Origin of the sequence: Alteromonas sp. C1M14 (assembly GCF_018860965.1) — a bacterium.
Classification (GTDB): Bacteria; Pseudomonadota; Gammaproteobacteria; order Enterobacterales; family Alteromonadaceae; genus Alteromonas.
The window spans coordinates 543626-561806 of record NZ_JAHKQF010000002.1; the positions used below are offsets into that span (position 1 = coordinate 543626).

Annotated in this window: 23 protein-coding genes; 17 read left to right on the forward strand and 6 right to left on the reverse strand. The window is 44.7% G+C overall.

Going from position 1 to position 18181, the window contains the following annotated elements; translation table 11 throughout:
• Positions 1-256: 256 nt before the first annotated feature.
• The 3 genes from KO501_RS02865 to KO501_RS02875 form a co-directional block, all read right to left on the reverse strand.
• Complete coding sequence (locus tag KO501_RS02865; protein WP_216028120.1) at positions 257-499, reverse strand: DUF2789 domain-containing protein; 243 nt, start codon at positions 497-499, stop codon at positions 257-259.
• A gap of 58 nt (positions 500-557) precedes the next feature.
• On the reverse strand, positions 558-923 hold the full coding sequence (locus KO501_RS02870; protein ID WP_216028121.1) for a DUF2750 domain-containing protein: 366 nt from the start codon (positions 921-923) through the stop codon (positions 558-560).
• A 252-nt stretch (positions 924-1175) separates the two neighbouring features.
• Entirely contained in the window at positions 1176-2021 is an 846-nt protein-coding gene (locus tag KO501_RS02875; RefSeq protein ID WP_354667800.1) for a LysR family transcriptional regulator, read from the reverse strand.
• Between the two features lie 555 nt (positions 2022-2576).
• Here KO501_RS02875 and maoP point away from each other — a divergent pair.
• Both maoP and KO501_RS02885 read left to right on the forward strand, forming a co-directional pair.
• Complete coding sequence (maoP, locus tag KO501_RS02880) at positions 2577-2933, forward strand: DUF413 domain-containing protein (protein WP_216028122.1); 357 nt, start codon at positions 2577-2579, stop codon at positions 2931-2933.
• A gap of 165 nt (positions 2934-3098) precedes the next feature.
• Complete coding sequence (locus tag KO501_RS02885) at positions 3099-3854, forward strand: PRC-barrel domain-containing protein (RefSeq protein WP_216028123.1); 756 nt, start codon at positions 3099-3101, stop codon at positions 3852-3854.
• Between the two features lie 4 nt (positions 3855-3858).
• Here the strand turns inward: KO501_RS02885 and KO501_RS02890 are convergent, their stop codons facing one another.
• A complete protein-coding gene (locus KO501_RS02890; protein WP_216028124.1) occupies positions 3859-4164 on the reverse strand; it encodes a metalloregulator ArsR/SmtB family transcription factor in 306 nt (101 codons plus the stop codon).
• Positions 4165-4330: 166 nt separating this feature from the next.
• On the opposite strand from KO501_RS02890, the gene KO501_RS02895 reads away from it, so the two are divergent.
• The 3 genes from KO501_RS02895 (at position 4331) to KO501_RS02905 (ending at position 7767) form a co-directional block, all read left to right on the forward strand.
• Positions 4331-4675 carry a rhodanese-like domain-containing protein gene (locus KO501_RS02895; protein ID WP_216028125.1) on the forward strand — a complete coding sequence of 115 codons (345 nt, stop codon included), beginning with the start codon at positions 4331-4333 and terminating at the stop codon, positions 4673-4675.
• 115 nt (positions 4676-4790) lie between these two features.
• Entirely contained in the window at positions 4791-5711 is a 921-nt protein-coding gene (locus KO501_RS02900) for a LysR family transcriptional regulator (RefSeq protein ID WP_216028126.1), read from the forward strand.
• A gap of 211 nt (positions 5712-5922) precedes the next feature.
• On the forward strand, positions 5923-7767 hold the full coding sequence (locus KO501_RS02905) for a bifunctional diguanylate cyclase/phosphodiesterase (protein ID WP_216028127.1): 1845 nt from the start codon (positions 5923-5925) through the stop codon (positions 7765-7767).
• A 2-nt stretch (positions 7768-7769) separates the two neighbouring features.
• Here KO501_RS02905 and KO501_RS02910 read toward each other — a convergent pair whose 3' ends face one another.
• Positions 7770-8375 (reverse strand): exopolysaccharide biosynthesis protein, encoded by a 606-nt coding sequence (locus tag KO501_RS02910; RefSeq protein WP_216028128.1) that lies wholly within the window; start codon positions 8373-8375, stop codon positions 7770-7772.
• A gap of 334 nt (positions 8376-8709) precedes the next feature.
• Here KO501_RS02910 and KO501_RS02915 point away from each other — a divergent pair, with 334 nt between their 5' ends.
• The 10 genes from KO501_RS02915 to KO501_RS02960 all read left to right on the forward strand — a co-directional run bounded on the left by KO501_RS02915 (position 8710) and on the right by KO501_RS02960 (position 16784).
• Complete coding sequence (locus tag KO501_RS02915) at positions 8710-10044, forward strand: sigma-54 dependent transcriptional regulator (RefSeq protein ID WP_216028129.1); 1335 nt, start codon at positions 8710-8712, stop codon at positions 10042-10044.
• Between the two features lie 10 nt (positions 10045-10054).
• The gene (locus tag KO501_RS02920) at positions 10055-10279 is read left to right on the forward strand and encodes a hypothetical protein (RefSeq protein ID WP_216028130.1); all 225 of its coding nucleotides are present in this window, start codon (positions 10055-10057) and stop codon (positions 10277-10279) included.
• Positions 10280-10284: 5 nt separating this feature from the next.
• Positions 10285-11796, forward strand: coding sequence for a sensor histidine kinase (locus KO501_RS02925; RefSeq protein WP_216028131.1), 1512 nt, complete (start codon positions 10285-10287; stop codon positions 11794-11796).
• Positions 11786-12238 (forward strand): response regulator, encoded by a 453-nt coding sequence (locus tag KO501_RS02930; RefSeq protein WP_216028132.1) that lies wholly within the window; start codon positions 11786-11788, stop codon positions 12236-12238. The genes KO501_RS02925 and KO501_RS02930 overlap by 11 nt, the downstream gene beginning before the upstream one ends.
• Before the next feature lie 18 nt (positions 12239-12256).
• Positions 12257-14248 (forward strand): response regulator, encoded by a 1992-nt coding sequence (locus KO501_RS02935; RefSeq protein WP_216028133.1) that lies wholly within the window; start codon positions 12257-12259, stop codon positions 14246-14248.
• Positions 14249-14455: 207 nt separating this feature from the next.
• Positions 14456-14776, forward strand: coding sequence for a DUF883 domain-containing protein (locus KO501_RS02940; RefSeq protein ID WP_216028134.1), 321 nt, complete (start codon positions 14456-14458; stop codon positions 14774-14776).
• A 3-nt stretch (positions 14777-14779) separates the two neighbouring features.
• Positions 14780-15265 (forward strand): phage holin family protein, encoded by a 486-nt coding sequence (locus tag KO501_RS02945; protein ID WP_216028135.1) that lies wholly within the window; start codon positions 14780-14782, stop codon positions 15263-15265.
• Positions 15266-15267: 2 nt separating this feature from the next.
• The gene (locus KO501_RS02950) at positions 15268-15525 is read left to right on the forward strand and encodes a hypothetical protein (RefSeq protein WP_216028136.1); all 258 of its coding nucleotides are present in this window, start codon (positions 15268-15270) and stop codon (positions 15523-15525) included.
• Positions 15526-15535: 10 nt separating this feature from the next.
• Entirely contained in the window at positions 15536-16108 is a 573-nt protein-coding gene (locus KO501_RS02955) for a hypothetical protein (protein ID WP_216028137.1), read from the forward strand.
• A 226-nt stretch (positions 16109-16334) separates the two neighbouring features.
• Complete coding sequence (locus KO501_RS02960) at positions 16335-16784, forward strand: DUF2383 domain-containing protein (protein WP_216028138.1); 450 nt, start codon at positions 16335-16337, stop codon at positions 16782-16784.
• A 48-nt stretch (positions 16785-16832) separates the two neighbouring features.
• Here the strand turns inward: KO501_RS02960 and yfbR are convergent, their stop codons facing one another.
• Complete coding sequence (gene yfbR, locus KO501_RS02965; RefSeq protein ID WP_216028139.1) at positions 16833-17477, reverse strand: 5'-deoxynucleotidase; 645 nt, start codon at positions 17475-17477, stop codon at positions 16833-16835.
• A gap of 252 nt (positions 17478-17729) precedes the next feature.
• On the opposite strand from yfbR, the gene KO501_RS02970 reads away from it, so the two are divergent.
• Positions 17730-17906: a DUF1328 family protein gene (locus KO501_RS02970; RefSeq protein ID WP_216028140.1), complete on the forward strand. Its 177-nt coding sequence runs from the start codon at positions 17730-17732 to the stop codon at positions 17904-17906.
• A 30-nt stretch (positions 17907-17936) separates the two neighbouring features.
• Complete coding sequence (locus tag KO501_RS02975; protein ID WP_216028141.1) at positions 17937-18131, forward strand: hypothetical protein; 195 nt, start codon at positions 17937-17939, stop codon at positions 18129-18131.
• The last annotated feature ends 50 nt before the right edge of the window (positions 18132-18181 follow it).

Sequence of the window (18181 nt, forward strand, 5' to 3'; positions counted from 1 at the left end):
TATTTTTGTGATACAAGGAAAACCTATGGGAAATAGTATTTTTACTTGCTGTCGTTAGATGTCAGGTAACAAGTTACCTAATCTCAAAATGTATCACAAAGCCTCTAAGGTGTACGGCAGAAAATTTTGTTAGAAAATATGACAAAGCAGAAACTAAGAAACGGAGCCAGTTAAAAAAAGGGGGAGGTAACCCCCTTCGTGGCAGCGCAAAGCGGCCATGCAGCACCACTGTTGCGCGGGAAGCTTTGCGCAACAGCTATGGGTTATCGACGTGTAGCTGGGTATTTAGCTGGTCGATAACCTCTACCCAATCCGCATCTTCTAATAATGCGCTACGCAGAAACGTAGCTTGTGAATCATTCCAAAACGGTGCTTCTTCAATATGACGCTTACTATTCATACCGCGATGCTTGTCAATAAATTGATTGATGGCCTGCGGTGAATTTTTTAACCCCAATTGGGTGAACAAGTCTTCCATTGTTGGTTGTTGCGTTAACATAATTAACCTCACTGACGGTGACTAACCCTATTATAAACGCGCACCGTGAGCGAACAGATCAGCCTTTGCGGGCAAGGAGGCGTTCCGCCAAGTACTCAGGGGTAATTACCTCCCCTTCTTCAGCTGGAACGGGACACACCATTATCATCAATTCGTCTTTCATCAGTCCTGGCGTCCACTTACCCAGCCAATCGTCCAAAGTAATACGCATAGTTTGACAATGGGACCATTCATCGGTAGCCCATAACTTGGCAAGGGTTTCGTCAGGCCAGATAGGCACGCCATCTTCGTCATCCGAGGTAAGCATGACACAGCCATCATCATCTTTGAGGATCCACACCTCTTTTAAATCAACCATAGAATTGATGGTCGCGTGCATACGTTCATCAGCATTAACATCGAGAAGTGGTGGTAAAGAAGACATAATTATCCTTAAGGTTTTATCAACCTCGGGTACACAAAGAGACGCTAGGTTGTGCTACCGTCGCGCCAGGGAATAAAGGCAAAAACCCTCAATAACGCTCTTTGTTTACCCAGCTAAAATTACTGGCGCTCACAGGTTTCATTACTGCTCTATATTGGGCCACTTGCCCCAGCAACAAGGGGAAGGTACAAATTTGTTATTTCTCGATACAGACCGATTTTTTGCCTGTCAGCGTTTTGCCTGCGTTTGCTGTTAAGTGGAAAAGATATCCAGCAACGTCTGTAAGCTCGCCCGTTTCACATTTTTCATGCTATTAATGTAGACCGCCGTTTGCACTTCATCGAAGGAGTGGACACAAGTGATATCGTTATCACCACGAAGGGATGTTGCCACCGAGTCTGGTAACACTGCAAAGCCCCCCTCTTCTTTCAAACTATTAATCGCTAATCGCAAAGAATTTGTCCGTAACCGTGCATCACGCAGATGAAAAGAACTGTGATACAAGGCGTTACGTATTTTCGCTCCCCACTCTATAGAAACATAGTTCTTCCCGCCTGGGGTGCTTTCTGAGGTATTACACGCATAAAGGGATAAAGGTACATGCAGTAGTTTGACCGCTTGAATTTCCTCAGACTTAAGGGGTTCAGACGACAGCGCCACGTCAATACTGCGCTCATGCAACTGGCGGGATAAACTTTCTAAGGTTAATACCTCTGCCTTCACCGACCAATCTGGAAAAGCTTGATGAATTGACGCTAGCATTGACGTAAAGCCTAGCTCGCTGGCCAATTGGGTTGCCCCACAAACCACAAACTCACCAGACTCAAGCTGCAATTCACGTTTTGCATCTCGTAGGGTATCGTTCAATTGATGAGCAAAGGGCAATAATTTTTCGCCCGCGGGCGTTAGTTGAATGCTGTTACGATGACGAATAAATAAGGTGGTTTGAAAATACTCTTCAACCAATTTAATACGGGCACTCACCGCAGATTGAGTAAGGTATAAATTTTCAGCCGCTTTCCCAAAATGTCGGGTTTTGGCAACTTCAAGAAAAGTAGATAGAAAACGAATGTCCATAGAAGCTTCACAACGAATCACGTAGCGAAGCCTACCTTGGCACAGCTTATTATTTAAGTAAAATAAAAACCGTTAAAACGCAGCAAATAAAAGGGAGGATAAAACCACAACGTACATCAGTGCTCACGATACCTCCTGATGATGTCGGCGTTGCTTCTCCCGACGCTGATGATCCCGCTTAATCTTATCTTTAACCTGAAGCTGTTTGCTTGGGCCTTTTTTACCTTGGAGATGAACATCCTCTATAGGATCCCACTCCTCTCTTTGGTGACGGTAGTCTTTACTCATTGTTGTCTCAAAGTTCTATCAAAGTGATTGCCACTTTTCCATTATCAATAGGCACTCAAAAATGGAAAACAAATTTTAATTGTGGTGACGATGAATTTTCCCACTTTGATGGCGTGTGACTGCTTTCTTTCCCTATTTTGGGGAGCTAGGACGGTTATTTTAGGTAATTGAGACACAGAACGTACAATTTAAAAAAAATTTATCTTTAAGGAAAAAATTTTTTGTTTCCCTTCAATTTCCTTCTTGGTTAAAAGTCTGCACAGTTGAATCCGCCAAAGAGACCACACCATGAATACTTTTAACATTCGTTTATCTAACAAACCGTTCACTGATCGTCGTAAGTTCCCTTATGGCTTTCGAAAATCTGGTGATTTCAGCATTCCAGAGGCCGATTTACTTACAAAATTCGGCAACTCCTTAGTGGCACTAGAGAAGGGAGAAATGCAGGCTGAAACCAGCGATGAAAAACACTTTATCGACTTTATTTCAGGTAAAGTGCAAGCCAGCAATGGGATAGAAAAAGCCTGGCAAAAATACGTTCATCTAGCGCGGGACAAGCGCCACTTTTACACCCTACATAGCGCCGCGAGTAATCAGTCTGAATTCGACGATGATTATGATGATGAGAGTTTTGACGTAGCCTAGTTTTCAAACCCAGTTGTTCTTGTTCATGGCAGCATCACCGCTGCCATTTCCACTGCCAATCAGAGTAAAATCCTCCCGCTTTGCGTGACATCTTCTATACTGACAAATGTGATCTTTCTTTACCTAACCACCGAACACATCGATAGATGATATAAGGAGACAGGAATGATTACTTATAAACGCCTCACCGATTTTGGTATACATGCAACGGATGGTGATATTGGTCGTTGCAAAGATGTTCTGTTTGATGACCAGAACTTTTTTCTTCGCTATTTTGTTGCCGACACAAACAAATGGCTACCACTGGGCAGAAAAGTGGTGCTGTCGCCTATTTCCCTTAGCGCCATCAACCATGATGACGAAACCCTTGTGGTGTCTATGAGCAAGCAAGCCCTCAAAGACAGCCCGACTATTGACGAACATAAGCCGGTTTCTCGAGAGTACGAAGAAATGTTGTTTAAATATTTCGGTTACGGATATTACTGGGTTGGTCCAGGGGCATGGGGCGACTTCTCTCACCCCACAGAATTGGCCGATCAACAATCGTTTCAACAGGAGATATCAAAACTCGAGAACCAAGGTGTGAATCACTTACGTTCCTGTGAAGAAGTCCACGGATACGATGTTGCCACCACCGATGAAGATACCGGACACATTACCGATTTTATTATCGACCCAGACAATTGGGCGATCAAACTACTCATTGTTGACACCCGTAACTGGTTGCCAGGGGGGAAAAAAGTGGCGCTTCCCCCTAATTGTGTTGAAACCATCGATTGGTCCACACATAAAATTCATGTGAATCTTTGTCACGATTCGGTGATGGCACTCCCGGATTTTGAAGAAGATAAAATGGAGAACAGGGAGTACTTGAATACGTTGGAAGCCAAAGCAACGTTGGCGCTTAACCAACAAGACTAATTTGTTAAGCGCAAAAAAAGCGATAAAGTAACTCAATGGTTTGCGTCACTCTATCGTCTGCCAGGCGGTAATAAATCGTCTGGCCATCACGACGGGTAGCCACCATTTTCGCATCTCGAAGCAGTGCTAAATGCTGAGACAAAACCGGTTGCGTCACAGGGATCCGTTTCAATAAATCGGTGACTGAGAGTTCTTCTTCCAATAACGAACACATGACCATTAGTCGTGTTTTATTGGCCAATTGCTTTAGGTAACGCTCAGCGTCTGCGGCATGCGCCAACATTGCATGGGTATTTACATCAGTTATCATCGTTATTGCGTCTTGTAATAATAAAAAAGTATGACATTTAATGCGACAGGCACTTTTTTATCAAGCTCATTCATCGCAAAACTATTTTGTAGAGCATAATCTCTTTACATTTTTAACACCAATACATAAGGTATATCTTACATCTTAGTAAAGTCACTGAGTTTCAATGTTAAAAAATATTCAGCAAAGATTAGCCGCTATTTCTTATCCCATTAGAACTATCACCGCCGCCCTCGCCGCCGAAGAGATGAGTAACAACCAAGGTTGTCTCATTGACGTCAGAGAGCCGGCTGAAGTACAAAACGAGCCCGTTGACGGTGCCCTTAACATCCCTCGAGGGGTGTTAGAAATGAAAATGCTTGAACAATTTCTCGACGAGGGCAAGCCCATTTATATCCATTGTGCATCCGGTGTACGTGCTCAGCTCAGTGCCGAACAGCTGTTAAATATGGGATATACTAACGTTACCGTTATCACCTGCAATATCACCCAAATTAAACAGCATTTTTAAGTGAGGCCAGTTGGCTAAAACAAGGGAAATGCCCCTCAACGGGTCGACTAATTATTCCTTTAATTTCTGAAAGAATGTAGCATAGCGCCATTCTTTTTTAACTCGCAACCTAGTCATGCTAAAAGCCACATTAGAACAATGGCGCATGTTTAAAGCCGTCGTTGATGCGGGTGGCTTTAATCAAGCGGCTCAGCAAGTGCATAAAAGTCAGTCTAGTGTACACCATGCTGTGCAAAAACTTGAAAATGGGCTGGGTATTACCCTGTTTACGAATGACGGCCGTAAAGTAAAGCTGACACCCGCAGGGAAATTAATGCTTCGCCGAGCCAACACACTGCTTGAAGAAGCACATAAATTAGAAGCAGTGGCGGCGAGTTTACATCACGGCACGGAAACCGAATTAAAAGTAGCCGTTGACATTATTTTTCCCCCCACCGTGTTATACAACGTGCTCCACTGTGTATCACAAAACTTTCCGTTACTTCGCATTGAGCTGATGGAATCGGTGTTAAGCGGCGCCAATGCGCTGTTAAAAGCTGCAGAAGTTGACATCGCTATCTCCCCCTTTCCCCTTGAGTCCGGTTTCAGTGAACAGTTGTGCGAAATCGAATTTATTGCGGTGGCTCACCCCGAACATCCTTTACATCATCTAAACCGCACCATTTCCATTGAAGATTTAAAATCACACCGACAAATTGTGGTTAGAGACTCTTCAAGCGAGGGAAAAGTTGACGCGGGTTGGCTGTCTGCAGATCAACGATGGACGGTGAGTCATTTAAGAACCTCCATTGATATTTTGAGCCAAGGAATGGGGTTTGCGTGGCTGCCCGTTGCATTCATTCGCCCTCAACTAGATCAAGGACTTTTAAAGCCCCTTCCCTTAAAAAGCCATGGTGTACGCAAAGCCATGCTGTATCTTCTATTTGAAGATGGCGACAGACTAGGGCCCGCAGCCCGTGCATTTATCGGCGAACTGCGCTACCAAACGATGCAGCTTCCTACTGCTGACGGCATTAACGTGGGATCGGCGCCCTAAAGCATTCACTTTACGTTTTTCATACCGGCTAAAGCGTTGCTTGCCAACAACTTACAGGGTATAACTAACATCACCTAAAAATAATTATAATAATAAAGGGCCGGTTTTGCTGTTACCGACTACACTTCATATTCAAAGATCCTCACTTTACGCACTGGAAAAGTTGTCTTCATTATTTCGTTTAGCTTTGTCCTTTGTGATAGGTTAACGTATGCCTCATAAAGTGATTTTACAGCACAGCAAGGCTAACTTAAGAAAACGCCTTATGCTCGGTACCGTGAGCCTATCGTTTATTCTTATCAGTACACTTTGCTTTATTGGCCATGGTATTTTATTAGAGATGGAGCAAGCCTTTGAAAAGGACACTTTCCATCGCCATGCCAAACATGTTCTTGCCCGGATAGCGAATGATACTCCCTTAGCGGCGATGTCTATGCCACCTGACGTGGTGTTAGTAAGCATGGGTAACACCCAAGTTTATCCGCAACAAAAACCTCTACCCACCCTACTTTCGCTAGCGACTACGGTAAATAGTGATAGCTTTTTCGCGCTTAACAAGCGCCGTTATTATGTAAAAAAATACACCACCCAACAATCGCCAAAGGCTGTGGTAATAGTTTGGCAAGCCTATGAACTTTCTGGCATTTCTTCGAGGATCATTAATCAGCTAACGTTAGCGGGATTTATCCTTTTTGGTCTCGCCGTTTGGGTAGCCATGATCATGTCTGCCTTCATCGCGAAACGATTCGAAAAAGCGAACCAAACCCTAGAGCAATTAGCGTTACAAGACCCACTAACCCATCTGCTAAATCGTCATGCTCTGCTGGCCAGCAAACACTTCAATCTCGCTCATGGCGCGCTGTTTTTTTTCGACCTCGACCGGTTTAGAGATATTAATGACGCCCTTGGTCATGAAATGGGTGATCGTATGTTGTTCGCCTTTGCCCAGCGGTTAAAAACCTTAGCCGGCCCCACTGCTTATACCTATCGCTATCGCAGCGATGAATTTGTCATTTGGCAACCAGACATTCTCCAAGAAGATGTTTTAAGCCATGCCTTTCGATTGCTATACGACTGCCGAGACCCCCTGCAAATTGGTAACAGTGCATTTGAAATTGGCTGTAGCATCGGTGTCGCTTGTTTACCAGACCACGGACAACGCCCCGACACGCTCGTTCGCAACGCTGAAAATGCCATGCATCGTGCTAAGAAACTGCGCTTGGGCGTGCAAATGTACAGCGATCGCCTAGCCTTAAACAGTACCATTAAAGTTACCCTTCGTAGTCAGTTACGTTCTGCGTTACAAAACCAAGAATTCATCCTCTACTACCAACCAAAAGCAGAAATTGGCAGCGGTCGTTTAATAGGTGTTGAAGCCATTGTCCGTTGGCAACATCCAGATGAAGGTTTGTTAGTGCCGGCGTTATTTATCGACCTTATCGAACAAAGCGGCATTGTTCACGCGTTTACGCGATATACCGTGGAGCAAGCCGTTGCCCAAATACAATCCTGGTCATCTCAAGGTCACTTTGTTCCTGTTTCGGTGAATTTATCGGCCTACAACCTAATGGATAGCGAGTTTATTCCCTTTATAAAACACTGTCTGGAAACCACCAATATTGATCCGGCCTTGCTGGAATTTGAACTCACGGAAAGCGCCACCATGGTGGATATCGAGGTCAGTAAACGGGTATTGACCGCATTTAGAGAAATGGGGATAAAGACATCCATCGATGATTTTGGTACGGGTATGAGTTCCTTTGCCTATCTTCGAGAGCTTGATATTAATACCGTAAAACTCGATCAGTCGTTTATTCGGGATCTCGAGCCGAACAGCCGTACGGCTAAAATTGTAGAAAGTATTGTGTCCTTGTGCAGAAACTTAGATATTGATGTCATTGCAGAGGGCGTGGAAACCAAAGCCCAGGCTCAATTGCTTACAAAACTTGACTGTCACTTTGCTCAAGGCTATTTGTATGGCAAGCCTACGCCGGCCAAAAACATCACCACACTGATGCAATCATCTTTTAGCAATAAACGTAGATTGTCACGGTAAGATCAGCTGACCAAAGTGTAGACTTGCTGCGTGCCAAGCATTAAGCCACTTAATGCTGCAATCAGTCCCACTGACGCCACCGCGCCGTCATCGGTAGTCAAACCAATGGCCATTACCAATACCGACAGTGCCGGAATAAAACCCACAAAAGGCACGATTTCCAGTGGTATCATCGATAACCCGCACAACGCACAACTTACAGCTACAAGGCTACGAAAAACAGGATGTTGAACGAACAACCATCGTGGCACAAGAAAGCGATCTATGCGCGCCATCCAAGGTTTCATGCGTCGAATACCACTGTTTAACTTTGCCCGACTTACTGGAATATCACGGATAGGCCCTGGCAACCAAGGGTGCTGCTTAGACACCAGCATTTGAATAGCGATAAGCATAATGGTAATGCCCGTCATTGACGGCACACCGGGTAATGCCCCTATTGGTGTGGAACAAATAAATGCCGGAACCGCTAACATAGGGCCAAACCCCCGCTTTTCCATGGTAAACAGCAGTGTCCCAAAGGACACTGATTCCTCTTCGCCGTGAGACTGCATTCGTCCAAGCAGCTCATTAAGTGTCATAGAGGGTTTAGCGGTTGAAGAATCCATTTATCCGTTATCCTAATTTTGCAAAGTTATGCAAGCTACTGCCAGTTTCGTGCCATACAATGGAAAAGGAAAAAATAACCTAATGGCTATTATTCAATAAGTTAGTATAGTGAACAGCAATAGCGTAAATCCATGAAATGGTGCTTTTTTCACGATATGGGAATTTTATACCCACAAGCCTTAAGGGATAATTTCGTCGCTATTCGGGTTGCCTATTACGCTAACGCTTAGCGTTGCTAACGCTAGGCTAAGGAAAGGATTTTTCAGTGATCTTAACCCTGTTGAATCTTGTACTACGTACAACGAAATAAAATTTATAAAAAAGGAACGTGCTGTGCTGACAGTTTTACTGGTTGATGATGATCCTGAATTTTCAGAAGTGGCTTGTACTATTATCGAGTTTCTTGGCCATGAGGTCTTAACAGCCTGCAATCTTGCCGAAGCCAGAGAATGGTTAACAAAAGAAACTTTCGACCATGTCCTTCTTGACTTTATGCTGCCTGATGGCAGTGGTGCTCACCTTTTTGATGAACTTAATAAGCTACCTAAGCAGCCGCGAATTACCCTTATTACAGGACACCCATCAGTAAAGGGTATTATCAAAGGCTTGTGCGGCCCTAATATCGATTATCTGGTTAAGCCCATCCAACGGGAAGATATTGAAGCGGTCTTATCGGGCAAAAAACAACCTAAATCATCCCAAGCGCCAAAGATCAAAAAACACTTTGGGCATTTAATTGGTGAGTCTGCCTGTATGCAAGAACTCTACAAGCTCATTGAACGGGTTAGCAGAACCAGCGCCAATGTGATGTTGCTTGGCGAAAGCGGTGCAGGTAAAGAAGTGGTTGCAGCAGCCATACACGCCGCATCTCAAAGTACCGGCGCTTATATCGCCACCAACTGTGGCGCATTTTCAAAAGAATTAATCGGTAGCGAACTGTTTGGCCACGAAAAAGGGGCGTTCACCGGTGCGGTTGGCAAAAAAGAAGGGGTATTTGAACAAGCCGAGGGCGGTACCTTGTTTCTCGACGAGATCACCGAAATGCCCATCGACATGCAACCCAATCTATTGCGGGTTTTAGAGAACAAAGTGGTTATTCGTGTGGGTGGCACTAAAACCATTCCCGTAAATTGCCGAGTTGTGTCTGCCACTAACCGAAAAATGGAAGAAATCGCCGAAAGCAAAGTACTTCGTGAAGATATCTATTTTAGATTGGCTGTCTTTCCCATCACGATTCCCCCGTTACGAGAACGTCGGGAAGATATTGCCTTACTTGCCACCCACTTTATAGACGAATTTAATCGCGACAACCAAACCCAGTTTAAATGGGAAGAGTCTCAACTTGATACCCTCACCGCCTATGATTGGCCGGGTAACGTTAGAGAATTACGCCACTTTGTCCATCGCGCTGGCATTATGAGCGATCCTGAGCGTAGTGAAATTGAGTTGCCGAAAACCATCGAATCGCCTTTCGCTAAAAAGCAATCGACCACCCCGGCGTTAGCAGCAGGACGCACCATTGAAGATGTAGAAAAAGAACTGATTTATGCAACCTTGGAAAAGGTGAATGGCAACAAGACCTTAGCTGCCGAAATGTTAGGGATCAGCACAAAAACCTTGTATAACCGGCTTCATGCATACGGTGATCTGAGCAAAGACGACGCCTAGGGAGTAGCAAATGAACGACGACGAGTTAGCGACAATTGCAAAATGGGTACACGATGCCCGCAAACCGTTAAACCGTATATCCATGCAGGCCGAATTGGTAAAAATGGCCCTAAATGGCGAGATACCGGTGGAAAAAGCCACTGTTGCACTAGACAAAATTATCCATAGCACAAAAGACTGTAGCCATACCCTCGCCCAAATGATGGCGTCATTAGGCGCTAACAGTGCGGAATAATCAGCATGCTAAATAAACTTATTCAGTCATTTTATAGTTGGATTGCCCTTGTCATCATAGTGCTTGTTGTTATCACAGGTAACGCGTTTTATGTGATTAACACCTTGGATGAACTAACCACCCTCGAGGCCCGTTTATTCGCCACCAATCGCGTAATTAATGTTACCAACCAACTGCATATGGCGGTGCTTAGGGCGGAATCAGGACAACGTGGATATTTGCTCACCCGCGATGAAGCTTACCTCGATGATTACACCAGTACGCTAGATAAGTTAAACCAACTTATTGACGATGTGGAAACCGCCGCACTCACATCAGAACAACCCAACCAAGACAGTAATATCGACGAGTTGTTGCGGTTAACCAAAGCCAAAGTGAATGGGCTTATCAAAACCGTCGAGTTAACCAAAGACGGCGAGTATCAGACGGCATTGGCCATTGTTAATACCGATGTGGGGTTGGGCTTATATGATCAATTTGAAGAACGCTACAAGTTAGTTGCCCACTCTGAAAAGGAAATGCAACAGACACACTTAAGCAACCTGATGAAGCTGCGCAAAGATTCGGTCAATACCCTTATTATTTCCGGTGTTACCACCGGTCTATTGGTGTTTGCCATTTTGTTTTTACTCAAAATAAACGTAAGAGAAAACATGCGTCATCAAGAGGCGCTAGAAGAATACAACGAGGAATTAGAAGATAAAATTTCGGAACGGACCCAAGAATTGCGGATCTTTGCCGATGAGCTAGCACGTAGTAATCGTGAGTTAGAAGACTTTGCGTTCGTGGCCTCTCATGATCTTCAAGAACCATTAAGAAAAATTCGCGCCTTCGGTAACCGTTTAGAAGCGGGCTATGAAGGTATTATGGACGAACGTGGTAAAGATTTTCTTAAGCGTATGCTCAATGCAGCGGAGCGCATGTCGATGCTAATTAGCGATCTATTGTCGTTCTCACGGGTATCAACGCGGGGCAAAGAATTTGAGCAAGTGTCGTTAAATCATATCATGGACAACATATGCAGCGATCTCGAGATTGCCATAGAAGAAAGTGGCGCCACTATACAAATTGACGATTTGCCCACCTTACAGTGCGACAAATCCCAAATAGAACAATTAATGCAGAACCTGCTTTCCAACGCGTTAAAATTCCGTAACGAAGATAAAGCACCCATTATTAACATTAAAGTACGGGCTCCTTCTGAGGAAGAGTTATCCCCCATATTAGTCCGTGACAATTTTGATTGGGTGGCCATTACAATAGAAGATAACGGTATTGGTTTTGAGCAATCTTTTGCTGAAAAAATCTTTGCTCCCTTCCAACGATTACACGGACGCTCTGCCTTTAAAGGCACCGGCATTGGGCTGGCAGTTTGTCGGCGCATTGTGGAGCGACACAACGGACAGATTAATGCATTCAGTGAGCCTGGCAAAGGCACGCGGTTTGTGATTATCATACCGGTAAATGGTGAGCCGTTTGCCACCCAAAATGAAGGAATTGTTAGCAATGTCTCTTAAAAATGCGACCCCAATCAATATTCTCATGGCCGATGACGATGAAGATGATAGATTGCTTACCCTTGATGCCCTCAAAGAAAGCCGGGTATTGAACAATTTATATTGTGTAGAAGATGGCGTAGAACTTCTTGCTTTTCTGCGACGTGAAGGCAAATACAGCGATCCTAAAACCTCACCGAGGCCCAGTCTCATACTGTTAGATTTAAACATGCCACGCAAAGATGGACGGGAAGCCTTGCAAGAAATCAAAGGTGACCCATCACTAAGAGGGATCCCCGTTGTGATCCTAACGACCTCGAAAGAAGAAGAAGATATGTTACGGGGTTACGATTTAGGGTGTGCATCATACATAACCAAACCAGTTAATTTTGAAGGACTGGTTGATTTAATGCGCGCCCTCGGTCGCTATTGGATAGAGTTTGTTGAATTACCACACGATTAGTGGTTAATAGGGGTTACAGTGGCTGAGGTCATCCGTGTTTTACTGGTAGAAGATGACGAGGACGATTATTTTCTCACTGCCGACTATATGTCTCAGTGTCCGGAGCCTCGGTTCCACATAACCTGGGTAACTAATGGCTCCGAAGCCATCGAAGTGTTGCAGAAAAAAACCTTCGACATTTGTTTACTCGATTTTATCTTGGGGGCAGAAAATGCCCTCGATGTGTTAGCCAAATTTAAACAAGCCCGCATTACGGTGCCTGTGGTCATTCTTACCGGCCAGTCGGATAATCAAGTCGACGAAATGGTGATGCGCGCAGGTGCCGCCGATTACCTCACGAAAAGTGAAATTGAATCGCCTCGTTTTATGCGCACCATGCGTTATGCCATGGTTCGCCGTGAAATTGAAAATGAGCGTATAGAACGACATAAGATCGAGCAACAAAATAAAGCCAAAGATAAATTTTTGGCTCATTTAGGCCACGAACTTCGCACTCCCCTTACCTCAATACTCGGCTACACCGAATTGCTCCTCGATGACGAAGAAAATCATCATATGAGCCAAGAGCTTTCCATTATTCACACCAATGGTAAACATCTACTTAGCTTACTGAACGATTTACTCGACATGTCTAGGATCATGGCGAATAAGCTTGAACTGGCCCCACGAAACATTAACCTCAGTGCATTTATGACCGATGTGCACTCTCTGATGAATTTGGCGGCCAAAGATAAAGGGCTGTCCATGGCCATTTGCTCAGAGACCGAGGTGCCGATTAACATCGATGTGGACCCTACCCGCTTGCGACAAATTCTGATTAATTTAATCAGTAACGCCGTAAAATTTACCGATTCGGGTTTAATCACTGTCACGGTAGAAACCCTCCCTGTACGACCTATTGATGGCAAAGAACTGTTACTGTTTCGGGTGAAAGACTCGGGTATCGGGATGCCTCCAGATAAACTCGATGCCATTTTCCATCCATTTGAGCAAATTGAAGATGTTGTGCGCGCTAACCATGGCGGCGCTGGACTGGGCTTAGCGATTTGCCGTGAGTTAGTTTACAAAATGGGCGGTACCATTGATGTTGATTCGGAAGTCGGCAAAGGCAGTATTTTTTCTTTTACCCTGGATCCCGGTGAAATTCGAGAACAGCCTAGGGAATTTCTCACCCTTGCAGCACCGAGTATTAATCAACATGATAAACGAAATCTGCATGTAACTGGCCGCGTGCTTATTGTCGATGATTTACGCGAATTACGTCGTCTTACCGGCTATATGGTTAGCCAATGTCATGCCTCTGTTTCCTATGCTGAAAATGGCGTCAAAGCACTGGAAGCCGTGCTGGAAGCAGAACGGGCTGGCAAGCCTTTCCACCTGGTACTAATGGACATTCACATGCCGGTGATGAATGGGATAGAGTCTTTAAACGCTATGCGTCAACATCGTTGTAACGTGGCGGTGGTGGCGATAACCGCCGCGAGTAGAAAAGGGCTACGCCAATCTCTGCTCGATGAAGGTTTTGACGACGTATTGGGTAAACCTATCGACAAGACCGCTTTGTTGAAGGTACTGGACAGATACCTCATCACAACCCCTAAAGCGGATAGCCCCCAAAAACCTGTCGAAGATCGGCTCCAACCGGCACCGAGCCCTGATAACAACACCGCCGCCAAACGGGTGCTTCTGGTGGAAGATGATCATGATGCGGCAGAACTAATGGCTCTATTACTCAACCATCTCGGTCATGAGGTGACGGTTGCCCACAACGGACAAGAGGCCATGGAGCGCAGCGGACAACAGTTGTTTGATGTCGCCTTATTGGATTTATCTTTACCCGATATGGGCGGGCTTGAATTGGCGGCACAATTGCATCCCCAGTGCCCCGAGTTACGAGTTTATATTGTCAGTGGCCGAGAACCTGACGCCAACGAAATTGGCGACGTAGCCATAGCGGGAACATTACTAAAACCGGTCAATAAAGACGATTTGGCTAACCTGTTAAATTAAGTGCCCGCCATTTCTGGTTGCAAAGAAGTCATCTTTTCCTTCTTCCTGCAAATATTACAATTACTTTGTAATAAATTGTCTTCACCTTAAAACACCTTCGCCGCAGGAATATTTAACCCATAATTATCATATACTTAATAAACTACACTTATTGGTATTGCAGTTGCATCAGTCATTATGAATTCACTTAGCAAGGAGATTTAGATCATGGCTACAACCACTGCCACACCTAAGACACCAAACACGGGTAATTCAGCAAGTGAAGCAACCCATCCGTTTACGGACAAGGCACAAGAGACACTGCACACGTCGGTAGACAAACTAGCAAGCTCAGCGGCCAAAGCGGAAGAAAACCTACGTTCAACAGCGGCAGATTCAGCGGAAAATATGGCTGAACGCAAAGCACAGTTAGACGCGAAGTGGAAGACTTCAGGTGTTCGCAAATACGCGATTGAAAACCCCATTGCAACCGCAGGTATCGCCTTCGCTGCCGGTATGCTGGTAACGTCGTTAATGCGGAAGAAATAAACCATGACGTCCGCACATGAAACGCCTGAAACGGCGAGTCTTAAGGACGACAAAAGCTCAACTCGCCCGGCCAGTGATTCTGGCCGGGCGGACACATCTTATGAACATGAACCGTCCATCGAAGAAGTCGTTGAAAGTGCCAAATTCGCTTTTGGACAAAAGCAATCCGAAATCGCTTCATTATCGGAATGGGTTGGTGCGGAAGTAAAGTTGGCGCAAAAATCTCTTATCATTATGAGTTTGGCCACCCTTGGTGCGTTCGTTTTCGCTTGTTTCTGTTGGCTTGTCATCAACTTGGCCATCACCACCGGTTTGCATAAAGCCGGATTGCATTTTGGTGTGATTGCCCTAATTACCTTTGCTCTCAATCTGGCCGCCGCTTTTGGTGCATTTATCGTTGCTCGCAGCGCTTATCGGCATGTCACGCTCATGCCAGCACTTCGTGCAGTGCTAGCCCAAGTGGGAATAAAGGCACACAATGAGGATTAACCATGCAGCTTTTTCTAAAATCAGAATTACAACATAGGGACAAGGCGCAAGAAAAATACATAATAGCGCAAAGAAGAAGTGACTATGCGCTAGAGCATGTTAAATTAAAGTCCCGATTGCTGATTGCCAGACCCGCTGCTCTGCTGTCTATTTTTGCCGCCGGCGCATGTAAAGGCTTAACCAGTAATCAACCAAAGTCGAGGCGCAAGCAGGCATTGTTTACTTTTGCGCGTACGGCATTTTTCAATTTTATTGGCTAGGATCTGTAATATGGATATGACTTTTTTTCAATTGCGCCTGCGCCGAGGAATATTCGCGTTAACCGCGGCTTCCTCGTTCGTGCTTATGGGATGTGTTAATTTACCCGATTCTACTGCCACCCCCTTTCAGTCGGCCAGCACACACGAAGGGTATGGCTACTCCTCTGTGCAACTTTCTGATACCGAGTATCGAATCATGTTCCGCGCTACAGAATCTACCGATGCCTCCAAGGTTCAAGAGTATACCTTGTTTCGCGCCGCTCAAATCGCGCAACAGCAAAAGTATTCCTGGGTCACGATTGTGAAAACGGACGTGGAACGCAAAGCCGCGTTAGGTAAACATACTGTGGAAGCCGAAAAGAGTAAAAACAACGCCTTGTCGGTGTTCCAAAATGAACAATGCTCAATGTCTGGATGTACAGAAATCGCACAACCGTTTCCCACTAATAGTGGTATGACTATCGAGACCGAAGTGATGAAGGATGTGTACTATTCTATTTTGGTAAGAATGTCCGACGCCACCAGTCGCCCTGATGCCAAGGCGTTCGATGTGTCTACGGTGCTGTCCCATCCAGTTGAGTAACGAGGCCTATGCCCTTTACCTTTTTACACAGCGCCATGTAATAACGGCGAAGCCCTAAGCCTCGCCAACAACCGTTAACAAAGAAAAAGATCCATACCCATCAAATAACCTGCTAATACAATGACATACAAATTAATTATCGTTAATGTGAAATTGGCGTGTGATGTGCAATTTATCAAAGAGGGTGTTCGAGTTTTAGATGTAAAGATGTGAGGAAGAGATCGTAATGTCATCACGCTATCAACGAAATACTATGCTACCGGAAATAATCAATGTACTTAATGACGGGTTAATTTTTTACCAACAGGGTATCACCCGCACTCGCTATGATCGGGTTAGAGCAATGTGTACGCGAATGGTTGAAGAGAAACGTCTAGCCATTAGAGACTTGAGCCCATTTCAACACCGCTCTGATCTCGCGCCGAATACACGTTTGGCGTGGGGACAAAAAATAAAAAATGATTATGAAACCCTGCAAAACGCCCTCGCCACAGACAAAGAGGCCGCGTTGTCTAAGCGGTTAAACCACATAGAAAACCGTATTTTGCAAAGTTTCGACGATGCACTTGATGCAGATGTATCAAACGAATGTGCTCAAGCATTACGTAAAGTTCGTTCCAGAATGCTTCAATGCCACGATGAGCTTATGATGTTAGCCAAACAGGTTTCTGCCTAAAATAGACAACTAAGCATCCGTTATTACAGACAACATTGCTGGTAGATTTTATTCTTTGATGTTTATTGTATTTGCTCGTTCTACCCAGTCGAGATCTCGGGTTTGTTCATCAAGGGTACCCTTGGCATCTTCTAAGAATACTTGGCAAAAATAATCTACGCACGCAAAGGTATCTTTATACTTTTTCAGTTGTACTTCCATCTCGTGCATCGCATTGGCAAATTCAGAATTAGACTTTGATAACTCATAATCACACTTAAGGTACGCACACAGCACATCTGCCGCTTTCGCTAACGCAACATGAATATCTTCTTTATCTTGCTCGATAAGCGGCTGATACCGTTGCCGTAGCGGTTCAGGTACCGTTTGCAGCAACATAGCTTCAAACCGACGCTCGAGTTTTTTAATTGCTATGGTTGTTTCAGGATCGTGATATTTGACTGGACTAGGAATATCACTCATGCCTGCAATTTCACTGCCTTCGTGAAATATCGCCATAGCGGCTACCCGATCTGGATCCACGTCTTCGTTATACACATCTTTAGCAATGGCGCCGAGCATATGGGCCACCACTGCCGCTTCGTATACATGGGTAGACAGCATTTCTTCTTGAAACTGTGCCATAAGGGGCCAACGCTTAACGTTTCTTGCTCGTTGCATAAGACCGATAAAAGCAGAATGTTTCTTTGTCATAGTAATTTAGTTCTCACTTAACTGTATCTGGTACACCTCTAAACAGAGGCGAAACCCTATCATACCGTGTTTTCGGTAAAAGGGTGTGAATCTGCCGTGTAAAAAATGCAGCGTATTTGTAACTCTTGTCTGCTAGACACCTTAGCAGCTGAGACGAATTAAAAATAACTCCTATATTTCAACAAGATAAAGGTGGCATAGTTCAAGCATAAGTTAAAGGGACATTCACATAAGCAAATAGAGGAAAAAGTTATGCTAGGTTGGGCAATTACATTTTTCATTATCGCTATTATCGCTGCCATTTTTGGGTTCGGTGGAATCGCCGGCGCCGCTACGGGCATCGCGCAATTTTTATTCTTTGTGTTTGTAGCTTTACTTGTTATCTCTTTGATTGCAAATGCATTCAGAGGAAAGGCGCCGCGCGCCTAACTTAAATTTTTTTGGAAAAGGAGAAAGGACATGAAATACTATTCACTAATGTTAAAAACACTATTGGCAGCTTCCTTTGCACTCTCACTAGCCGCATGTGGCGACAACAATGCTGAAAATGCTGGCGAAGAAGTCGATGAGGTAATGACCGATGCAGGTAATGCCGTCGAGGACACCTGCGAAGATGTGAAAGAAGGCATGAACGCAGAAGATGAAGACTGCTAGTTTTTAGCCATTTAAAAAAACCAGGCAATTGCCTGGTTTTTTTGTATCTT